Genomic DNA, 21,163 nt, shown 5'->3' with positions numbered 1-21,163 from the left:
TCCTCGTGGCGTGGTGGACGCAGTCGTCCACGGTGTGGTCAGAATATAGGTGAGGCTAACCTCAATCGCCAAACGCGGTGTCAGCTGATCGAGTCGGCGAACCGGCGATAGCCGTCCACGTCGGGTCGCATGCCGGCGGCGACGAGTTCCCACAGCACCTCGTCGGCGCCGCCACCGACCCTCGCCAGCTTCATGTCCCGCCACCATCGGGCAAGGGGCGTCTCGTCGAGCAGATACCCCGAGCCGCCGAAGATGTGCATGCACTCCCCCATGACCTCCTCGCCCAGACGCGCGGCGGTCACCTTCAGCGCTGAGGCGGTGCGCACGTCGAGACGACCCGCCGCCGCGACGCCGTGCAGCGACAATCGCAGCATCTCCACGCGCGCATACAGATCCGCCACCCGCAGGCGCAGGGCCTGATGGTCGAAGAGCGTGCTCCCGAACTGCGTCCGGTCCTGCATCCGGGCGACCGTGACACCCAGCACCATCTCGCACGCGGCAGCGACCTGCCCGGCGATCGAGAGTCGTTCGTGGGCCAGTCCCCAGCTCACCATGGCCAGGCCCGTCCCCGGGCGGCCGATGAGGTGGTCTGCGGGTACCCAGGTGTCGATCTCGACCGACGCGGTGTCGAGCGGTGCCGCACCGGCCTTGTCCCACGGCGCGTTCACCGTGACATCGCGGGTGGGCACCAGGACGAGTGCGACGTTGCCGTGCGCCGCCGAACCGTCGGCCGAGGTGTCCCGTGCGACCACCAGGATGTGGTCGGCGATCGGCGACAGCGACACGAACTTCTTGTGTCCATGGACTCGGAAGCCGCTGTCCCGCGGCGTGATCGAGGTCTGAGCGATCTGCAGGTCCGAGCCGCCCGACGACTCCGACGCGGCGAGACACAGCACCGCCTCGCCGGCGATGGCCGCCTCGGCCACCGCGCGCAGCGTCTCCGAACGGCCACCGAACCGACGGAGTATGGCGATGGCGGAGTCGTGCAGACTCACCCCGACCCCGATCCCGGCCGACCCCAGCCGGCCGAGCGCGAACGACAACGCCACGAGCTTGCCGATGTCGGGCGTGGTCGCGTCACCCCATTTCTCGGCGAACACCCCTGCAGCGCCGAGTTTCTCGATCAGTCGGCGCGGGAAGTGCGCGGTGGCCTCCGCCTCGTCGACCCACCCGCGCAGCTCGTCGTCGAAGACCCGGTCGAGCAGTTCCCGATAGGTGCCGGTGGGCGCGACGACGGTCACGACCACGCCCCCGATTCGACGAGGTCGCGGGTCGCGAGGCGGCGCAGTTTGCCCGAGGTGGTCCGTGGCACCGACCCGGGCTCCACGAAGACCACGTCGGTGGGGACCACGCCGCAGTCGGAGGCGACCGCCGACATCACCGCGGACCGCATCTGGACCACTGCGTCTCCCGTGGTGCGGGTCTCGGCGACGATCACGAGGCCGGGTCGACCCGACCCCCGCGACACGGCCACCACCCCGCCGCGCCGGACGCCGTCGACACCGGCGGCCGCACGCTCGATCTCCACCGGGAACAGGTTGCGACCGGCGACGATGACGATCTCCTTCGTCCGACCGCAGATGACGAGCCGGCCGTCGACGAGGTATCCGAGGTCGCCGGTCGGGAACCAGGCGTCGGGTTCGGTGGGTGGATGCCCGAGGTAACCCGCCATCATCGACGTACCCCGGATCTCGACCGACCCGACGTCCCGTTCCTCGATCGTCGGCACCTCGACGTCGGCGGGCACGACGCGGATCTCCATGCCCTCCAAAGGTTCGCCGAGCAGCGGGTACCGCCGCTCGATGGTCGTCCCGTCGTCGCCGCGGACGGTCACCTGGTCGTAGCGCGCGCCCTCCCCCGGCGCCGGAACCGTGACCGCGCAGACCGATTCGGCCATCCCGTACGCCGGTGTCGCGGCCGCCGGATCGAATCCGACCGCCGACGCCCGATCGAGGAAGCGGTCGAATGCGTCGGGGTCGATGGGTTCGCCGCCACTGAGCGCGACCCGCAGGCGCGACAGGTCGGCGCCGGCCAGGAGCTTTCCGTACCGGCCGACGATGTCGTAGGCGAAGTTCGGGGCCGCGGTGATGGTCGCCCCGGAATCGGTGAGCCACTGCGGCCACCGGAACGGCGACGCGGCGAACGCCGAGTTGGGCGCGAGCCACAAAGGGATCCCCGCGGACATCCCCGCGACCAGGAACGTGAGACCCATGTCGTGGTAGAGCGGCAGCCAGCTCAGACCGATGTCATCGGTGGCATCGAGGCGCAGTCGATCGACCAGGGCCGCGGTGTTCGTCGCGACCGCCTCGGCGGTGAGCACCGCCGTCTTCGGGTCACCGGTGGACCCGGCCGTTCCCTGCAGGATGGCCGCGGCGTCGCCGACGAGGCCTGTCGGGCGACAAGCACTGGTGTCGATGCCGACGCCGACGAGATCGACGTGGTCGATGTGCAGCGCGCAGTCGACCGCGGTCAATGCCTCCAGCTGCGCACCCGACCCCAGCACGATGTCGACCCCGACGCCGGCGAAACGTCCCGCGGTCGCGACCGCCCACCGTGCGTCGTCGGCACCGCGCACCGGTCCGGGCAGGATCGAGACGGCCGACCCCGACAGCCATGCGGCGTGTACCGCGGCGACCAGGTCGGGACCGGGATCGCCGATGAGTCCGATGCCCGCGCCCGCACGACGACCGCCACGGGTGGCCTCGATCCAGGTCGCGATCTCGAGCGCACGCTCACGGATCACGCGCCACGGCCGCTGCACCCACTGCTCGGTGGGCATGTCGAAGACCGACAACACGGCGTCGCTCGCGCTGATCGACGCGTCGATCACCTGAGCCCAGTTCGTGCGAGAGCTGTCGCGGTCGTACCAATCGCGTTGTGCCACTTCGTGCTCGGTCGGAGCGACTGACATCGGCCTACACCTCTCCACATCCCCACCGTTTGTATATTAAGCCTAACCTAACCTAAGTTCGACGGAAGCCGGCAACGAAGGGGAGTCAACATGGTGGTCGATACAGCGGTGCCGACGCACGAGGTGTCGGCAGACGTGGTGTCGACGGTCGGGCAGGCGCTCGGCGTCGATCCGGCCGATCTCGATCCGCACGGCGACCTCATCGCCCAGGGGCTCGACTCGCTGCGGATGATGCGGCTCGCGGGCCACTGGCGCAAACGCGGGCACGACATCGACTTCGCACGTCTGGCGCAGGAACCGACCATCGACGCGTGGTCGCGCCTTCTCGACGGACCGGCGACCGCAGCCGAACCCGCGCACGGGCAGCGAGCCGATCCAGCCGCCTTCGACGACACGGCGTTCCCGCTGGCACCCATGCAGCACGCCTACTGGGTGGGCCGTTCCGACAGCCACGACCTGGGTGGCGTCGCCGCACATCTGTACGTCGAGTTCGACGGCGCGGCAATCGATCCGGACCGGTTCCGGTCGTCGGTCGCCGCACTTCTCGAACGCCATCCGATGACGCGGGTGGCGGTGGCCCCCGACGGTACGCAGCGGGTCGGCGCGGCCCACCCGGACACGGTGCGCGTGCATGATCTGCGCCGTCGGTCCGATCAGGCGGTCGAGGAGTTCCTCGCGCAGCAGCGACACGGGAACACCCACGCGATGCTGCCGGTCGAGGACGGTCAGGTGATCCGTACCGATCTCACGCTGCTGCCCCGCAGTCGCACCCGTGTGCATCTCGACGTCGACATGATCGCCGCCGACGCCATGAGCTTCCGCGTCCTCGTCGACGACCTGGCCCGCCTGTACCGCGGCGAGCAGTTGACCCCGCTGCGCACCGACTTCCGCACCCTGTCGGCGGAGCGCACGTCACGGCCCGCCCGCGACGCCGACATCGCTTGGTGGCAGGCGCGTCTCGACGACCTCCCCGGACCACCGGAGCTGCCGCGTACCGACCCGACCGGCCCGGCGTCGACTCCGCACGGCACGGCCACGACGGTGCGGCTGCACCACGCGATCGATGCGGCCGACCGCGCGCGCCTCGAGACCCACGCACACTCCCGAGGTGTCACGCCGGCAACCGCGGTCGCGGCCGTGTTCGCCGAGGCCGTCGGAACACACTCGGCCACTTCTCGTTTCCTGCTGACGGTCCCCCTCTTCGATCGCGACGCCACCCACCCCGACGTCGAACGGGTGGTCGGTGACTTCACGTCCTCCCTCGTCGTCGCCGTCGATCTCACGGCGCAGCGCACGCTCGCCGAACGCGCCGTGGACATGCGTGCGGCGATGCACGACGCCGCGGCACACGGCACCGTGAGCGGGCTCGACGTGCTGCGCGACCTCAGCCGCCGTCGAGGTGAACCGGTCGTGTCGCCGGTGGTGTTCACGAGCGCACTCGGCCTCGGCGAACTGTTCTCCCCCGCGGTGACCGAGGCGTTCGGCACGCCGACGTGGATCGTGTCGCAGGGCCCGCAGGTCCTTCTCGACGCACAGGTCACCGAGATCGACGGTGGGTTGCTGGTGAACTGGGACGTGCGCGCCTCCGATCTCGATCCGGCTGTCGCGCAGTCGATGTTCGATCACTACGTCGCACTGCTCGACCTGCTGATCGCGGGCGACTGGGAACGCCCGGCACCCTCGGGCGTCCCGGCCGAGGTGATGGCCGAGCGTCGCGCCGTCGAGCATCCGCTGCCCATCACCGACACCTTCGACGGAACACTGCACCGTCGCGTCCTCGATCTCGCCACACAGCGCACCGACACCCCGGCACTCATCGACGGCGAATCCACCTGGACACACGGCGAGCTCGCCGACCGGGCGCGGCGGGTGGCGGGCGCGCTCCGCGCGGCGGGGGTCGGAGCGGGCGACACCGTCGTCGTCACGATGCCCAAGAGTGCTGCGCAGATCGTCGCGGCCATCGGGGTTCTCGCCGCCGGCGCCACCTACGTGCCGATCTCCCCATCGCAACCCGACGACCGCCGTGACCGCATCGTCTCGGTCGCGACCCCGTCGGCGGTGCTCACCGACCGTGCCGACCGGGTGACCGACACCGCGCTCGCCGTCGTCGTGTTCGACGACACCGCGTCCGCCTCGCCGCTCGATCCGGCCGACGACGCGAGCGGTCCCGACTCGCTCGCCTACATCCTGTTCACCTCGGGATCGACCGGTACACCCAAGGGTGTCGAGGTCCCCCATCGCGCCGCGGTGGCGACCTTGACCGACCTGGCCGATCGCTACGGTCTCGGCGCATCCGATCGCGCGCTCATGGTGTCGTCGCTGGAGTTCGATCTCTCGGTGTTCGACGTGTTCGCGCTGCTCGCCGTCGGCGGTGCGGTCGTCGTCGGTGACGACGACCCCACCACGCGCGTCGACTCGTGGGCCCGCGCCCTGCACGAGGAGTCGATCACCGTACTCAACTGCGTCCCCACGGTTCTCGGGATGCTCCTCGACATCACCGACATGCCTACGTCGCTGCGGGTGGTGCTCACCGGCGGCGACCGGGTGGAGGTGGCGCATCTGCGTCGGATCGCCGAGCAGGTGCCGGCGGTTCGTGTCGCGGGCCTGGGCGGCACCACCGAGACGGCGATCCACTCCACCGTCTGCGCACTGGCCGACGTCGGGGACCACACCGGTTTCGTCCCGTACGGCACGCCGTTGCGCGGCGTGCGCTGCCGGGTCGTCGACGCCATCGGCCGCGACCGCCCCGACTTCGTACCGGGTGAATTGTGGATCGGCGGCGACGGTGTGGCCGCGGGCTATCGCGGCGACCTCGACCGCACCGCCGAGAGGTTCGTCGAGGTGGACGGTGTGCGGTGGTACCGCACAGGCGACGTCGCGCGGTACCTGCCGGGAGCGTTCCTCGACTTCCTCGGCCGCGACGACCACATGGTGAAGATCCGTGGCCACCGTGTGGAACTTGGTGAGGTGGAGTCCGCACTCCTGCGCCTCGGGCAGGTGTCGGCCGCGGTCGCCTGGACCGACGGACGTGATCTGCACGCCGCGGTCACCATCGGGACCGCGGAGACACCGGAACCCGCGACTCTCGCGGACGCGCTGCGCGATCTGCTGCCCGCGCACATGATCCCGCGATCGATCACCGTCGCCGACCGGCTCCCGTTGACCCCCAACGGCAAACTCGACCGCACCCGCGCCGCCGCCGAGTTCGACGACGCCGGGTCGGTCGAGTCGATCGCCCCGCGTACGCCCGTCGAGAAGGCACTCGTGGCGGTGCTCGAGACCATCCTCGCCACGCGGCCGATCGGGGTCACCGACGAATTCGTCGCTCTGGGTGGCGATTCGGTGCTGGCCACCCGGTTCGTCGCCGAGATCCGTCGATGGCTCGCCGTTCCCGGCGCCACGGCCTCGGTGACCGTGGCCGACATCTTCACCCGCCGAACCGTCGCGGGACTCGCGACGCGACTCGAGGAGCTGCACGGTGCGGCGATCACCGAGGTCGCCGAGGTCATGCTCGAGGTGCTGGGTCTCTCGGCCGGCGAGGTCGCCTCCGAGCTGGGCCAGAGGAGTCCCGCGATCGCCCATCGTCGCATCGATCTCGACACCGATGTCGAGCTGGTGCACGGCTGGCTCACCCACCCCAAATCACACTTCTGGGACATGCTCGGCGCCACGCGCGAGGAGGTGGTGTCGCTGATCACCCAGGCCGACGCAAGCGGTTTCGGTATGCGGCTCGGCATCGTGGACGGCGAACCGCAGTTCCTGTTCGAACTGTACGAACCGCTGTCGAGCGAGCTCGCCGACGCCGGTACCGGTTACGTCCACGCACCCGGGGACATCGGTATGCATCTGCTCGTCGCGCCGACCGACACACCGGTGACCGGTTTCACCGCGTCGGTCATGCGCCACATCTTGCGGACCGCGTTCGGCGAGGCCGCGGCGCGACGTGTCGTGGTCGAGCCCGACGTCCGCAACACCGCCGTGCACCGACTCAACGAGTTGGTGGGGTTCCGCGTCGAGGGCGATCACCCGGTGGGCGCGAAGACCGCGCGGTTGAGCTACTGCACAGCAGACGATTTCGCAGCGACCGAATCGGTCGACTCGTGACGTCGACAGCGCCGCCGAGAGCCGAGACCGACAGTCGTGCCGACATGGCCACGGTGTACGGGCGGCGTCTGGCCCGCAAGGTGTTGGGCGAGTTCGCCCACGAACAGATCATCCATCCGATCCCGATGGGCGGCCACGATCCGACCGACGATCGCGACACCTCGGGTGCCGGTTCGCTGTACCTGGTGCTGTCCGACGACCAGCGCACCGAGTACGTCTTCCGCGCAGAGGTGTTGGCGCTCGACAACTGGGTGATCGACGAGCCCTCGATCCGCCGCCTGGTCGACGGCACCGAGGTTCCCGTCGACCCCGTCGCCGTGCTGCTCGACCTGCGTGAGCGCCTCGCGATCGACCCCGACGCCGTGCCCGCCTACCTCGAGGAGTTCGTGAACACGCTCGGCCTGGGTGCCGATCGCCCCGAGCACCTGCGCATCCCGGCCGCCGACCTGGCCACGGCGGATTTCCAGACCATCGAACAGACGATGACCGAAGGGCATCCCTGCATCGTCGCCAACGCCGGCCGAATCGGTTTCAGTTCCGACGATGTCGCGCGCTACGCGCCCGAACGCGGCGAGCACTGCCGCCTCGTGTGGGTGGCCGCGCCTCGGGAACACTGCGATGTCGCGACGATGACCGATCACGACCACCGGGACCTCCTGGTCGACGAACTCGGCGCAGCGACCCTCGATCGCTTCGACGCGGTCCTACGCGCGCGCGGACTCGAGCCCGCCGATCACCTCTACCTCCCCGTACATCCGTGGCAGTGGGCCGAGAAGGTGACACGTGTGTTCGCGCGGGAACTCGCCGACGGGACACTGGTGTTCCTCGGCGAAGGCGAGGACCTCCATCGGCCGCAACAGTCGATCCGGACGCTGTTCAACGCGTCCGACAACCGTCGGCACTACGTCAAGCTCGCGCTGTCTATCACGAACATGGGTTTCACCCGCGGGATGTCGGCCGACTACATGCGCACCACACCCCTGATCAACGACTGGGTACGCGACCGGGTCGGCGACGACGAACACCTCCGCGGACTCGGTTTCGCGATGCTGTTCGAGGTCGTCGCGATCGGCTACCGCAACCCCGTGCTGCAGAGCGTCACCACGCCCGGTTCGGAGTACCGAAAACTGATGTCGGCGCTGTGGCGACAGAGCCCCGTCGGACTCGTCGCCGACCACGAGCAGCTCATGACCATGGCGGCGCTGCTCCACGTCGACCACCGGGGCGACCCGTTGGTGGGAGCACTCATCCACCGATCGGAACTGTCTGCGACGGAATGGCTCTCGCGCTACCTGCGGGCCTACCTGCACCCGGTCATCCATCTCCTCTACCGCCATCGGCTGAAGTTCTCGCCGCACGGTGAGAACCTCATCCTGGTGCTCGACGACGGCGTCCCGGTGCGCGCCATCCTCAAGGACATCGGCGAGGAGGTCACCATCGGTGACGACGCCCCCGGGTTACCCGAGTCGTGCCGACGCGCGGTCGTCCATACCGACGACTCCATCGGCAACCTCGGCATCCTGTCCGATGTCTTCGACGACTTCCTCCGCCCACTCGCGGGAATCCTGCACCATGCAGGCCTCTGCGACGACACGTCGTTCTGGAGAACCGTCGCCGACAGCGTGACCGATTACGTCACCGGTCATCCCGAGCTGGCCGACCGCTTCAGCCGGTGGGATCTGTTCGCACCCGACTTCGGTGCGATCCACATGAACCGTCTGCAGCTCGGCAACAGTCGCCGCATGGTCGATCTCGGCGACTCCTACGCCGCACTCCTCGACACCGATCACCGCCTCGTCAACCCGATCGCCCGGTTCGCCCCCTCGCCGACCCGGGAGCACCCGTGACCGCTCCCTGCGACGCACAGGGTGTCGAGATCCTCCGTGACGCATGGGGGATCCCGCACATCCGTGCCGATTCCGCACGCGGAGCCCTCTACGGACAGGGTCGCGCCTGCGGGCTGGACCGCGCCTGGCAGATCGAGTTCCTCCGGCTGAGGTCGGAGGGTCGCACCGCCGAGGTCTTCGGCGCCGACGCCATCGGCTGGGACGAGTTCGCCCGGCGCGCCGGGATCGACCGTGCCGCACGGCGGATCCTCGCCCGCTCGTCGGTCCGGACGCGAGAACTGTTCGGTGCCTATGTCGACGGGGTCAACAGCACGCTGGAGTCCGCAGAAGCGCTCGAGCTCACCGAGCTCGACCACCGGCCGCTGCCCTGGCGACCGTGGACACCGATCGCGGTGTTCATCACCCACAACATCCTCTTCGGCCGCTTCCTCACCAAGCTGTGGCGGGTGCACGCCTGCACCCATCTCGGTGCGGATGCGCTGCGCCTGTTCGACTTCGAGAGTCCGGCCGCCCCCGACCCGGATGACCCCTTCGATCCGCCCCTGCCCGACGCCACCTTCGTCGAGACCGTGCTGGCCGAGTTCGCCGCCGCGGGTGCGACCGGGATCGAGCCACCCGGACCGACACCGCTCAGCGACGCGATCAGTGGCAGCAACGCGTGGGGCATCGCCGCGTCACGCTCGGCGAGCGGGTCGCCGCAGATCGCCGGCGACCCGCACCGATTCCTCGAACTCCCCGGGGTCTACCTCCAGACCCACCTCGCGTCACCGGAATTCGACGTCGTCGGGTTCGCGTTCGCCGGGGTCCCGGGGGTGCCGCACTTCGCCCACGCGGGTTCGGTCGCGTGGGGCATCACCAACGCGATGGGCGACCACCAGGACGTCTACATCGACCACCTCTCGCGCCGCGACGGATCGGTGACCGCGCAGGGCCCGCACGGTGACGTCGCGGTCACCACCTGGACCGACTCCATCACGGTACGCGGGGGCGACCCGGTGACGGTCGAGATCATCGAGACCACACACGGATCGGTGATCGTCGGCGGACCCGACGCACCCATCGCACTGAGCCTGCGCACCCCGATCCTGCACGACGACACCACCACCGCCGACCCGTTCATCGACTTGCTGTTCGCGACGTCGATCGCGGGTGTCGAACGCGCCCTGCGTGACTGGGTGGAGCCGGTGAACCGCGTCGTCATCGGCGACGCGAGCGGTCGACTGGTCGCACACCTCGTGGGGGCGATGCCCGCACGCACCCCGGAGAACTACTGGCTGCCGGTGCCCGGGTGGACCGACCGTCACCGGTGGACGGGAATGCGCACGACGTCCGTGCACGACGGAGCGAGGGCACCCGACGTCACGTCGTTCTCCGTCATCGCCAACCAGCGCATGACCACCGCGCCACTCCAGCCGGTCACCACCGAATGCGTCCGCGCCGATCGCGCCGACCGGATCGCAGCGCTCCTCGAGGCCAAGGCCCAGCACAGCGTCGCCGATGCCGAACGCATCCATCGCGACGACGTGCTCGACGCGCGGGACATCGTGCTGCGACTCCTCGACGAGATCGACGGACTCGACGAGCGCGCACGACGGCTCGTCGCCCGCCTCGACGGGTGGGACCGATCGATGGCGGTCGACAGCACGCAGGCCTACGTGTTCGCCGAGATCCGTGCCCATCTCGTCCGCGGTCTCATCCGGTCTCCCGCTTTACAGCCGTTGGCGACGAGGCACGTGTTCCCTGCGGTGTTCGACCCGTGGTTCGTCTCCTTGCCCCGCGTGTCGGCGGCGCTGGAATCGGTGATCGCGCACGCGGGCCGACTCGGGGCCGACGCCGGCGCCATCCTGCGCGAGGCGGTCGACGCCGTCGCCTCCGGGCTCGAACACCTCGACGACATCCCCACGTGGGGTGACGTGCACGTGCTCACTCCGATCCACGGATTCGACCTCGTCGGTGCGACGACCGCCCACCCCGCGCTGTCGGCCCGGCTGCGGCCCCACCCGCACGCACTCGGCGGCGACGCCGAGACGGTGTTCGCCAACGGCAGCGCCATCGGTTTCAGCCACGCCTGCAGCGTCGGTTCGGCCGCGCGGTTCGTGTGGGACCTCGCCGACCGTTCCGCCAGTCGATGGGTGGTCCCCCTCGGCGCCTCCGGCGACCCGCGCCATCCGTCGTTCGAGAACCAGGCGTCGCGGTGGGCACGGGGCGATCTGTTCCCCGTCGTCGATTCCTGGGACCTGCTGTCGCACATCACCGTGCATCACGACGACACGACCACAACGACCGACCACCTGACGATGGAGGACGCGTGAGCGTACTGGACGAATCACGACTCGAGCTGATGCGACGACGCCTCGCCGGTGTCGACGCCGGCGGATCGGCCGCGGGTACACCCCCGACCCCCGACACTGCACAGGATCCGACGCCACGGACGCGGGGCGAGCTCGGTGTCGCCGAGCGGCGGATGTGGCGGATCCACCAGCTCGATCCCGAATCCATCTCGCACAACATCGGTCTGGTGCTGACATTCACCGATGGCCGCGCGACCGACGACGTCGTCACCGCCCTCGAGGAGACGCTGCGCAGCCCGGTCCTCTCGTCGGTCATCGTCGACGACGAGGGTGTCGTGCGACGGGAACCGGCAGATGTCGAGGGCGGATGGTCGGTGCCCGGCACCCTCTGGGAGTGGCCCGCGCCCGCCGAGGGCGCTGCGGTCCCCGGAGATGTGGACGGGACCGCGACCGCGCTCACCCGCCGGCCGTTCCGCCTGACCGAGGAGGCGCCGGCCCGCGCGTGCCTGCGCGTCGCGCCCGACGGAACGTGCACGGTGATCCTCGTCGTCCACCACATCGCCGTCGACGGCACCTCGTGGCCGGCACTGCTCGGGCACCTCGTCACCGGCGCCACTGCCGTCACCCCGGTCGTCGGTGCCGCGGACGGCTCGCCACAACCGGTCGACGACGCTCTGCGCCATGCCCTGTCGACCTGGGCTGCCGACGACATCCGCCACCCGCTGACCGGGGCCCTGCCCACGGAGTCGGCCGAACAGAGCTGGATCACGCCGCTCGACGAGGGTGCGGTCACACGGGATCGGCGCGCACTCGACCCCGCGGCGGTCGCCGCGCTCGGCGAGGTCGCCCGCGACGTCGGTGCGACATCGAACGCGCTGATGATCGGGGTGTGCGCACTGGCTGCGCACTCGCTCACCGGCGCTGACGATCTCGTGGTGCTCGTCCCGAGTGAGAACCGTCGTCCCGATCAGGACCCACGCGTGGTCGGCTACTGCGGCAACATCGTTCCGATCCGCTTCACCGTCGACCCGACGGCGTCGGTGCGCGAGACGTTGCGCCGCATGATGTCCGCGATCTACTCGGCCATGGAGTTCGCGTCGATCGACTACGGCACCCTGCTGACCGCGCTCCGTGCCCACGGCGGTCGATTCCCTGTCGCCGATATGATGGCCTCGGTCCGCAGCGCGCCCGTGCGGGGCGTCACGACGCCGGGCGCTCCGGCGGCCGGTGACGTCGACTACCGGTCGGTGTCGACCGGTGTGGGTGGTTACCCACTGAGCTACGCCTTCGAGATCACCGATGACGGAATACATCTCGAGATCGACCATCGCACCGACATCCCCGAGGCCGAGGTGACGCAGCGAGCGCCGGCCATCGCGATGGGCCTCATCGGCGAACTGCCCGACAACCTCGACTCCACACTCGCCGACCTCGTCGACGCGGTGCGGGCCGCGTGCGCCTTTCCCGGATTGCCGATGCGCCGATCCCGCTTCACCTCCCCCGGTCGAGGGTGGGCGCAGGTCGGCGCCGACCTCATCCGCATGGCCGAATCGGTCTCCGACACCTCCCATCACGGCGCACCGCTGCCCCACGGACTCCCGGGCGACGTCCTCGACGAGGTCGACTCCGCCCTGGGCCCACGGGTGATCCCGTCGGCCGGCATCGGCGAATCGCAGGCGCTGGCCCGACTCGGTGACCTCGTCGCGCGACACGGACTCGACCTCACCCACACCCGCACCGCGGCGCACCTGCAGCCACCACCACTGACCGTCGCGGTGGTCGCCGACGCCCTCGCCGGTGCCACCAACGCCTCGCTCGACACCTACGATTCGGGTCCGGCGACCCTGGCGATCGAGCAGTGGATGATCGCGGCACTGGCCGACCTCGCCGGACTCGGGTCGGGTGCGGGCGGCGTGTTCGGTCCGGGGGGTTCGTACTCGAACCTGCTGGCGCTGCTCATCGCTCGCGACCACGCCGCCGCGGCACTCGGACTCGACACCCGCACCGACGGCACCGGCGCGCTACACCGACCGGTCGTGTTCTGCTCGCGGATCGCGCACTTCTCCATCCATCGCGCCTGCGCCGCACTGGGGCTCGGTGAGTCCGCGGTGGTCGGCATCGACGTCGACGACGACCACCGCATGCTGCCCGAGGCGCTGGAGGCCGCTCTCGCCGCCGCCGGGGACCGGACCCCGGTCGCCGTGGTCGCCACCGCGGGCACCACCGATTTCGGCACCGTCGACCCGCTGCCGGAGATCGCCGCCATCGCCCGTCGACACGGCGTGTGGTTGCACGTCGACGCCGCCTACGGTTTCGGGTCGCTGTTCTCCGATCGTCTCGCCGGGCTGGTCGAGGGCATCGATCGCGCCGACTCGATCACGTTGGATCTCCACAAGATCGGGTGGCAGCCCGCCGCGGCGAGCGTGTTGCTGCTCGCCGACTCCGGGCGTTTCGCCGCGGTCGACCGGTCGGTGTCGTACCTCAACCCCACCGACGACATCGAGGCCGGCTACGGCGGCCTGCTGGGACAGACCCTGCAGACCACCCGGCGGCCCGATGTTCTCAAGGTGGCCGCCACGTTCCTGGCCTACGGCAGGCTCGGTCTGGGGTCGATGCTCGACCGTTGCCACGAGCTCGCACGGCACGCCGAGCAACGGATCGCGACCGAACCCCACCTCGAGCTGATCGCCCCGGTGACCCTCACGACGGTCGTGTTCCGTTACCGCTGCGCCGATCTCGACGCCGTGAACGCCGAGCTCCGCCGTCGACTCATCCGGTCCGGGGCGGCGCTCATCGGCCGCACCCGCGTGGTGACCGCCGGCGCCGACCGGCCGCAGGTCTGCCTCAAGCTGACCCTGCTCAATCCCGAGGCCCACGAGGCCGACATCGACGCGCTCTTCGACGACATCATCCGCGTGGCGCTGGAGGTCGAATCCGAGAGCGCCCGTGCCCTGTCCACCGATGCAGATGCGCTGGAGGCATCCCATGAGCACTGAGTTCCCCCGCAGCGTCGATGTTCTCGCGATCGGGTGCGGTCCGTTCAACCTCGGTCTCGCCGCGCTGGCGTCCACCGTCGACGACCTCGACCTCCTCGTCGTCGACGCACGCCCGGAGTTCCGCTGGCATCCCGGGCTGATGTTCGACGATGCGACGTTGCAGGTCAGTTTCCTCTCCGATCTGGTCTCCCTGGTCGAGCCGACGCACCCGATGTCGTTCCTGGCCTACCTCGCCGACGTCGACCGCCTCTACCCGTTCCTGGTGCGCGAGAACTTCTTCCCGACACGCATCGAGTACGAGGCGTATCTGCTGTGGGTCGCCGAGCGACTGGGATCGCTACGATGGGACACCTCGGTCTCCGAGGTGCACTTCGACGCCGAGACCGATTCGTTCCGTGTGATCGTGACCTCCGGGGGACAACGGTCGACCATCCACGCCGCACACGTGGTGTGCGGCGTCGGTACCGAACCGCATCTGCCCGCCTCCCTCTCGACGGGCGAACCGGCGTCCCCGTCGCTGATCCACAGCGGCGAGTACCTGAATCACCGAGCCCGCGCCCACGCCGCCGAGGCGGTGACCGTCATCGGGTCGGGCCAGTCGGGCGCCGAGATCGTGGTCGACCTGCTCGAGGCGAACCTCGGCGGCGGACCCGCCGTGCGGTGGTGGACCCGCACCGGGTGGTTCGCCCCGCTCGACTTCACGAAGCTGTCGCTGGAGATGACGACGCCGGCGTACATGGACTACTTCCACTCGTTGCCCGAACAGACACGCGACACCGTGCGCGCGGGACATTGGCAGTTCCACAAGGGCATCTCGGCCGACACCCTCGAACGTCTCCACGATCTGCTCTACCGCCGCCAGCTCGCCGGCAAACTACCGCCGGTGCAGTTGCGCGTGGGGGTGTCGGTCACCGGTCTCGAGGCGCAACCCGACGAGCGTCTCCGCATCCACGCCCGCCACGACGACACCGGCGCGACCATCGCCCACACCGCCGATCTCGTCGTCGCGGCCACCGGCTACCGACCGCGCAGCACGGCGTTCCTCGATCCCCTCGACGAACTGATGGTGCGGGATTCGCGAGGCCGCCCGGTCATCGACAACGACCACTCCGTGGTGATGCGCGAGGGCCTCGAGCGTCGCCTGTTCGTCGCGAACGCCGAGGAGCACAGTCACGGGGTGTCGTCGCCGAACCTCGACATCGGGGCGGTCCGCAACGCCCGCATCCTCAACGCGATCACCGGCCGCGAGGTCTACCGCCTCCCCGGCCACACCGCGTTCACCACCTTCGGCCCCGACGACGACGAGGTCGTCGAAGCCCCCCAGTTGGGCACGTAAAACCCGCAGTTGGGCACGTAAAACCCGCAGGTGGGCAGCGCGACGCGTCGGTGCCCAACTGGCTGCGTTACGTGCCCAACTGGCGTCTTCACGTGCCCAACTGCGGGCGTCACGTGCCCAACTGGCGGGTCAGGGGGTGGTGAGGACCTCGTCGAAGGCGGCGGCGAAGCGGGCTGCGTAGCCGGGGAGCGCCTGCGGATCGGTGACGATGCCGAAGGTGGTGCGGTCGCCGAGGATCAGCGACGTCACCGAGAACGAGTACCCGCCCAGCGGCGACAGCGGCGTGAGGGCGACGATCCGACGACCCAGCACCGACCGCACCCGGGAGAAGCCGGGATTCACGCCGATGTGGATGTCGGGCGCCATGCGCGACATCGAGGCGCCGACGATCGCCCGCATCACCGGCCAGGGTGGTGACGGATGACCGGTCGCGGCGAGCGCGAGCGCCGCGCGGCGGGATTCGATCAGTGACAACTGGTCTCGGCTCCGCTCGATCTGACGACCGAGATCGGTGTCGCTTCCCGCGAGGTTGAGCAGGGTCACCGACACCGCGTTGCCGGTGTGTCGGAACGTGGGGTCGAGTGTGGCGGGCAGGGTCACCCGGATCGAATCCGCGCCGTTCTCCGTCGGCGGATGCGCGCTGAGCGTGGCGCCGACCGCACCCAGGACGAACTCGTGCACCGTCGCCCCATGGCGTTTCGCGGCACGACGGAGGTCCCGGGTCGCCACCGACACCGTCGCGGTCTCGCGGCGACCCGACGTCGTGAGAGCGGGCCAGCCGCGACCGGACCGCCCTGCCTTCCACTGCTCGTCGTGCGCGGCGCGGGCGTCGGCGAGCACCTCGGGATCGATGTCGCCGACACGGAATCGGGGGCTGGTCGCGAAACGGTCGAACTCGGCGAGTTGGTCAGGGGTCCCGTCGGCGAGCAGCGCCGCGAACGCGGCGCCCGCCAGACCGTCGGACAGGCTGTGGTGCACGCGCAGCACCAGCAGTTGTTCGCCCGAGTCGCCGATCGTCATCAGCGTGATGTGCCAGAACGGATCCGGACGTCGGAGGTGGGTCGCACACAGCTCGGCGATCGCCCGGTCACGAGCCGTCACGTCGGCGACCTCGACGGCCTCGACGTGGCGGGCGATGTCGATCGCGTCGGCGGGGGTCACGACGATCTCGGGGCGACGCCACCGCCCACCACGCACCCCGACACCGAAGACGTCGTAGCGCCCGACACGCGACCGCACACGATCGCGGATCTCGTCGATGCCCAACAGCGTGTCACCACCGGCGATCTCGAGAACCATCGACCAGTGCATCGGCCGCGATGCGGTGTCCATGTGGAGGTAGGTGAAGTCGGGCGGTCCGTACTCGGTGGGGCCGGCGAGGGCCTCGGCGACGTCAGCGGTGTCGACGGCCTCGGTCGTGTCACGGGTCTCGGTCATCGGCCGGCCACGGCGAGACGCGATCGGATGACCTGCTCGAGGTCGGCCACCGAGGCGCTCTCGAAGATCTCGCGTTCGGTGAGCGCGACACCGAGCCGTTCCTCGATGGCCACGACCCCGATCGCGACGGCGACCGAGTCGAGCCCGAGGTCGTCGACGAGACGGGCAGAGCCGGTGACATGTTCCGGGGACAGGTCGAGGTCGTTCGCGAGGATGTCGCGGAGTTCGCTGTGCACGCGGTCGGCGGCGGGTTCGGTCATGGGTGATGCTCCTCGGGTGGTGGGGACGGTTCGTTGGTCGGGGGGTGCAGGACGGACAGAGAAGGGGTCATCGCGGCCCTGCGGCGGCGCGTCGGTAGCCGCGCATCGCCAAGGGACCGAACACGATCGCGAATCCGAGCGCCCACGCGAGGGTGGTCGTCAGGGGCACGGCGACAGGGCCGCCCTCGGTGAGACCCGCGATGGCGTCGATCGCCGGACTCATCGGTTGGTGGGCGACCACAGGGCGGACCCACCCGGGGTATTCGGTGAGCGGGGCGAACCCGGTGGTGAAGAACAGCAGGAACAGGAACGCGCCACCGAGCAGCTGCACCACCTCGCGTCCCGCGGCGACGGTCGCCAGGGCGATCACCGGGATGGCCACGCCCACACCGAACACCACCGGGACGGCGAGCGCACCGACTGCGGCGGCGATCCCCTGATCGAATCCGAACCCCATCGTGGTCGCGACCGCGAACAGGACCACCGTCCCGATCGCGGTGCGCACCGCCTCGGCGAGCAGGCGGCCGAGGAGAAAGCCCGAGCGGTGCACGGGCAGGGTCCACAGTCGTGCGAGGACACCGGAGTCGCGATCGGCGATCACGGTGAGCGCGGCGGCGACGGTCCCGTAGAGCGCGCCGACGAGGGCGACGAGTCCGGTGGTGCCGACGATGCTGTCACCGCTGCCCATGGAGGTGATGGTCTTGCCGAGCACGAGGTGGAACATCAGCAGCAGGAAGGCGGGGAACACCACCGCCTGCACCACGACGCCGGGGTCGCGCGACCACGTGCGCAGCAGCGCCGACGCGTGCACGACCGCTTGACGTCCGACGCCGACCGACGCGCGGGTCGGCGTGTTCTGCGCCGCAGCGTGTCCGGTGGTCATCGGCGCCACTGTCGTCGGCCGGCTACGGTGACGGCCAACACCCCGACCGCGAACAGACCCGTCGACCACGCGGTGACCGCGACGACGTCGACGTCACGTCCCGCCGCGAGATCGCGCAGCGCCTCGGTGAGCACCGATACCGGTTGGTTGCGCACGAAAGGTTGCGCCCACCCCGGGAAGCCCTCGGCGGGCACCAGTCCGGTCGACGCCATCACCAGGACGAGTTGAGGGATCATCAGCACGCCGGCGATCGCGGCCGATCCGGTGACGACGGTGCCCACCGCGTCGGTGAGCAGGCTGACCGAGACCGCGAACACCACGAGCAGGAACACGAAGATCGCTGTGTCGGTCGATGATCCGTCGAATCGGAACCCGAGACCGGCACCGATCGCGACGCCCGCGGCGATCGAGATGACCATGCGCACCGAGACCCACGTCATGCGGGCCACGACAGGGGCGAGCCGGGAGATGGGCATCGACATCATGCGCATCCGCGTCCCGGCGCGTGCGTCGGCTCCGGCCGACTCGGTGGCGGCGATGGCGGCGAACAGTCCGGCCTGCACCAGGATCAGCGGGGTGAGGAACTGGGCGTAGTCGCCGCCGCCGGCCTCGAATCGACGGTGCAGCGGCGTGTAGAAACAGACGAAGAAGACAGCGGGGCTCAGCAGTGCGAACGTCGCGTCGCCGGATCGGACGGCCGCGCGGATCTTCCGGCCCGCCAACGTCGTCGACGCCGACACCAGTCCGACCGACGAGCGGTCGAGGACAGCGGTCATGCCGGGGTGTCGGTGAGTTGGAGGAACACCTCGTCGAGCGATGGACGCCGGAGTCCGATGTCGATCACCTCGACACCGTGCCCGTCGTCGGTGCGGCCGTCGAGCCGGGCGATGACCTCGCCGACGGTGCTCACGCCCTCGGGGGCACGCACGACGAGCCTCGTCTGCCCCGGTTCGGACGAGGGGGCCGAGGCGGTCTCGTCGACCTCGATGAGCTCGAACCCGGCGAGCAGAGCGGTTGCGCGAGCCGCATTCTCGCCGTCGGCGACGGTGATCTCACATACCGCACCCCCCACGCTGGACTTCAGCTGACCGGGGGTCCCCGTCGCCACCACCCTGCCGCGGTCGAGCATCACGATGCGGTCGGCGAGGCGATCGGCCTCCTCGAGGTACTGCGTGGTGAGCACCACCGTGATGCCGTCGTCGCGGAGCCCGGCGACGGTGTCCCACACCGCGGCACGGCTGCGCGGGTCGAGACCCGTCGTCGGCTCGTCGAGGAACACCACCTCCGGTCGTGTGACCAGGGCGCCGGCGATGTCGACGCGGCGGCGCATGCCGCCCGAGAGCTGCCCCACCCGGCGTCCACGGACGGCGCCCAGATCGAACTGGTCGACGAGCTCGTCGATGCGGCTCGCGAGGCGCCGGCCACGGAGGCCGGTGAGCCGACCGAACACCGTCAGGTTCTCCGTGGTGGTGAGTCCGGGATCGATCGACGCGTATTGGCCGGTGAGCGAGATCAACTCGCGTACACGCGCCGCGTCGTCGACGACGTCGTGACCGCAGATCCGCGCGGTACCGGCCGTCGGCCGCTGCAGTGTCGACAGCACCGACACCGTCGTCGTCTTGCCGCTGCCGTTGGGGCCCAGCAGACCGAGCACCTCGCCGCGGGTCGCGGTGAACGAGATGCCGTCGAGCGCGCGCACCCCGCCATAGCTCTTCACCAGGTCGGCGACGGCGACCGCGGGAACGTCGAGAGCTCCGGGATCGGCCGTCACCGGGCGGGCACCACGTACGGGGCGACGCTGCGGAGTTTCTCGCAGGTCTCGGTGAACTCGCGGTCCGGTGTCGAGGCGGCCACGATGCCGGCCCCCGCACGCAGCCAGGCACGCTCCGAGTCGGCGAAGATGGTGCGCAGGGCGAGTGTGGCCTCGAGCTCCCCGGTCGACGACGCGGTCATCACCGCACCGGAGTACAGCCCACGCGAGCTGGGTTCGAGGCGGTATATCGCCTCGAGGGCAGGGGCTTTCGGGATACCGGACGCGGTGATCGACGGGAACAGCACGGCGAGGGCGTCCCACGCGGTGACGCCGGCGTCGAGCCGACCGCTCACGGTCGAGGCGAGGTGTTGCACACTGCCGCGGCGGCGCACCTCCATGAACTCGTCGACCGTGGTCGAACCGGACCGCGACACCGAGGCGATCTCGTCGACGCACGCCCGCACCGACATGGCGTGTTCGGCGATCTCCTTGCCGTCCGACAGCAGGTCGTCGCGCGCAGCCAGATCGGCCTCGGCCGATTCGCCGAGGGCACGGGTTCCCGCCAGGGGTTCGGTGACCACGACACCCTCGGCGTCGACGGCGACGACGAGTTCCGGGCTGAACCCGGCCGCGGACAACCCGCCGAGCGACAGCAGGAAGGACCGCGCCGGGGTGTTCGCGGCACGGCCACGTGCGTAGGTGGCCGGGATGTCGACGGCGAACGGTATCGACACCTCCCGCGACATGATGACCTTGTGGTACCGACCGGCCGCGATCTCGTCGATCGATGTCGCGACCCGTCCGCGGTAGTCGTCGGTGTCGGTGTCGACGTCGACCTCGCGGCTTCCCGCGGGATCGACTGCGACGCGGGCGAGTTCACGCAGGCGGTCGGCGCGGGCGGGATCGGCGGTGCCGGTGTCGATGCCGTCGGCGCCGACGTGGGCCTCGAACTCCGGGACGATCAGATGCGCCAGGACGGCGTCGGCGGCGACACGGTCGAGCAGGCCGTGCCGGGCCGCACAGAAGTCGAAGCCCACCCAGCCGTAGACGCGCCAGTCGCCGCCCGTGCGCAGCGACGACACCGCCTTCCGCAGTGCGTCTGCCGGCTCGCCGGTCCACGTCTCGGTCGACTCGTGCTCGCCGTCCTGTACGCGGATCTCGTTGCGGGTGAGCACGATCCGTGATCGCACGCCGGCCGCGAACGTCCACCGTCGATCGCGTTCGTACGCGACGTGGTCGCCGAACTCCCCTGCCGCGGCCCACGCGGCGATCACCCGTGCGGCCTCACCGGAATGGTCGAGAGTGGGAGTGTCGAGCGGTGCGGCGTCGAAGGTCAACGACATGA

At 70.1% G+C, this 21,163-nt stretch carries 12 protein-coding genes and 2 pseudogenes; 6 read left to right on the top strand and 8 right to left on the bottom strand.

Annotation, left to right across the window (positions count from 1 at the left end):
• Positions 1 to 80: 80 nt before the first annotated feature.
• Together ASG12_RS04955 and mbtM are read right to left on the bottom strand one after the other, a co-directional pair.
• Positions 81 to 1,241, bottom strand: a complete 1,161-nt coding sequence (locus ASG12_RS04955) for an acyl-CoA dehydrogenase family protein (RefSeq protein ID WP_055787689.1) — start codon at positions 1,239 to 1,241, stop codon at positions 81 to 83.
• A complete protein-coding gene (mbtM, locus tag ASG12_RS04950; protein WP_055785879.1) occupies positions 1,238 to 2,911 on the bottom strand; it encodes a long-chain-fatty acid--ACP ligase MbtM in 1,674 nt (557 codons plus the stop codon). The genes ASG12_RS04955 and mbtM overlap by 4 nt, the downstream gene beginning before the upstream one ends.
• A gap of 90 nt (positions 2,912 to 3,001) precedes the next feature.
• Between mbtM and ASG12_RS04945 the strand changes: the two genes are divergently transcribed.
• From ASG12_RS04945 to ASG12_RS04925, 6 genes and pseudogenes are all read left to right on the top strand, one after another.
• Complete coding sequence (locus tag ASG12_RS04945; protein WP_055785876.1) at positions 3,002 to 7,015, top strand: non-ribosomal peptide synthetase; 4,014 nt, start codon at positions 3,002 to 3,004, stop codon at positions 7,013 to 7,015.
• Positions 7,016 to 7,059: 44 nt separating this feature from the next.
• The gene (locus ASG12_RS04940; protein ID WP_082501777.1) at positions 7,060 to 8,862 is read left to right on the top strand and encodes an IucA/IucC family protein; all 1,803 of its coding nucleotides are present in this window, start codon (positions 7,060 to 7,062) and stop codon (positions 8,860 to 8,862) included.
• Positions 8,859 to 11,174 (top strand): penicillin acylase family protein, encoded by a 2,316-nt coding sequence (locus tag ASG12_RS04935; protein ID WP_055785873.1) that lies wholly within the window; start codon positions 8,859 to 8,861, stop codon positions 11,172 to 11,174. Before ASG12_RS04940 ends, ASG12_RS04935 begins: the two co-directional genes overlap by 4 nt.
• Positions 11,175 to 11,203: 29 nt before the next feature.
• Positions 11,204 to 12,505, top strand: a pseudogene (locus tag ASG12_RS22055) (condensation domain-containing protein); the annotation flags it as partial.
• A 123-nt stretch (positions 12,506 to 12,628) separates the two neighbouring features.
• Positions 12,629 to 14,149: a pyridoxal phosphate-dependent decarboxylase family protein gene (locus tag ASG12_RS22050; protein ID WP_055787683.1), complete on the top strand. Its 1,521-nt coding sequence runs from the start codon at positions 12,629 to 12,631 to the stop codon at positions 14,147 to 14,149.
• Positions 14,139 to 15,485 carry a lysine N(6)-hydroxylase/L-ornithine N(5)-oxygenase family protein gene (locus ASG12_RS04925; RefSeq protein WP_055785869.1) on the top strand — a complete coding sequence of 449 codons (1,347 nt, stop codon included), beginning with the start codon at positions 14,139 to 14,141 and terminating at the stop codon, positions 15,483 to 15,485. Before ASG12_RS22050 ends, ASG12_RS04925 begins: the two co-directional genes overlap by 11 nt.
• Positions 15,486 to 15,614: 129 nt before the next feature.
• On the opposite strand, the gene ASG12_RS04920 is transcribed toward ASG12_RS04925, so the two are convergent.
• The 6 genes and pseudogenes from ASG12_RS04920 to ASG12_RS04895 all read right to left on the bottom strand — a co-directional run bounded on the left by ASG12_RS04920 (position 15,615) and on the right by ASG12_RS04895 (position 21,161).
• A complete protein-coding gene (locus ASG12_RS04920) occupies positions 15,615 to 16,922 on the bottom strand; it encodes a wax ester/triacylglycerol synthase domain-containing protein (RefSeq protein WP_082501643.1) in 1,308 nt (435 codons plus the stop codon).
• A pseudogene (locus tag ASG12_RS04915) lies at positions 16,919 to 17,200 on the bottom strand (acyl carrier protein); the annotation flags it as partial. The pseudogene ASG12_RS04915 and the gene ASG12_RS04920, both read right to left, overlap by 4 nt.
• 49 nt (positions 17,201 to 17,249) lie before the next feature.
• Positions 17,250 to 18,065 (bottom strand): ABC transporter permease, encoded by an 816-nt coding sequence (locus tag ASG12_RS04910; protein WP_055787676.1) that lies wholly within the window; start codon positions 18,063 to 18,065, stop codon positions 17,250 to 17,252.
• Entirely contained in the window at positions 18,062 to 18,841 is a 780-nt protein-coding gene (locus tag ASG12_RS04905) for an ABC transporter permease (protein WP_055785863.1), read from the bottom strand. Before ASG12_RS04905 ends, ASG12_RS04910 begins: the two co-directional genes overlap by 4 nt.
• A complete protein-coding gene (locus tag ASG12_RS04900) occupies positions 18,838 to 19,836 on the bottom strand; it encodes a daunorubicin/doxorubicin resistance ABC transporter ATP-binding protein DrrA (protein ID WP_055785860.1) in 999 nt (332 codons plus the stop codon). Before ASG12_RS04900 ends, ASG12_RS04905 begins: the two co-directional genes overlap by 4 nt.
• Positions 19,833 to 21,161 (bottom strand): salicylate synthase, encoded by a 1,329-nt coding sequence (locus ASG12_RS04895; protein ID WP_055785858.1) that lies wholly within the window; start codon positions 21,159 to 21,161, stop codon positions 19,833 to 19,835. The genes ASG12_RS04900 and ASG12_RS04895 overlap by 4 nt, the downstream gene beginning before the upstream one ends.
• Positions 21,162 to 21,163: the final 2 nt, after the last annotated feature.

Source organism: Williamsia sp. Leaf354 (assembly GCF_001424365.1).
Lineage (GTDB): Bacteria > Actinomycetota > Actinomycetes > Mycobacteriales > Mycobacteriaceae > Williamsia_A.
This window is presented reverse-complemented; position numbering and strand designations above follow the sequence as displayed.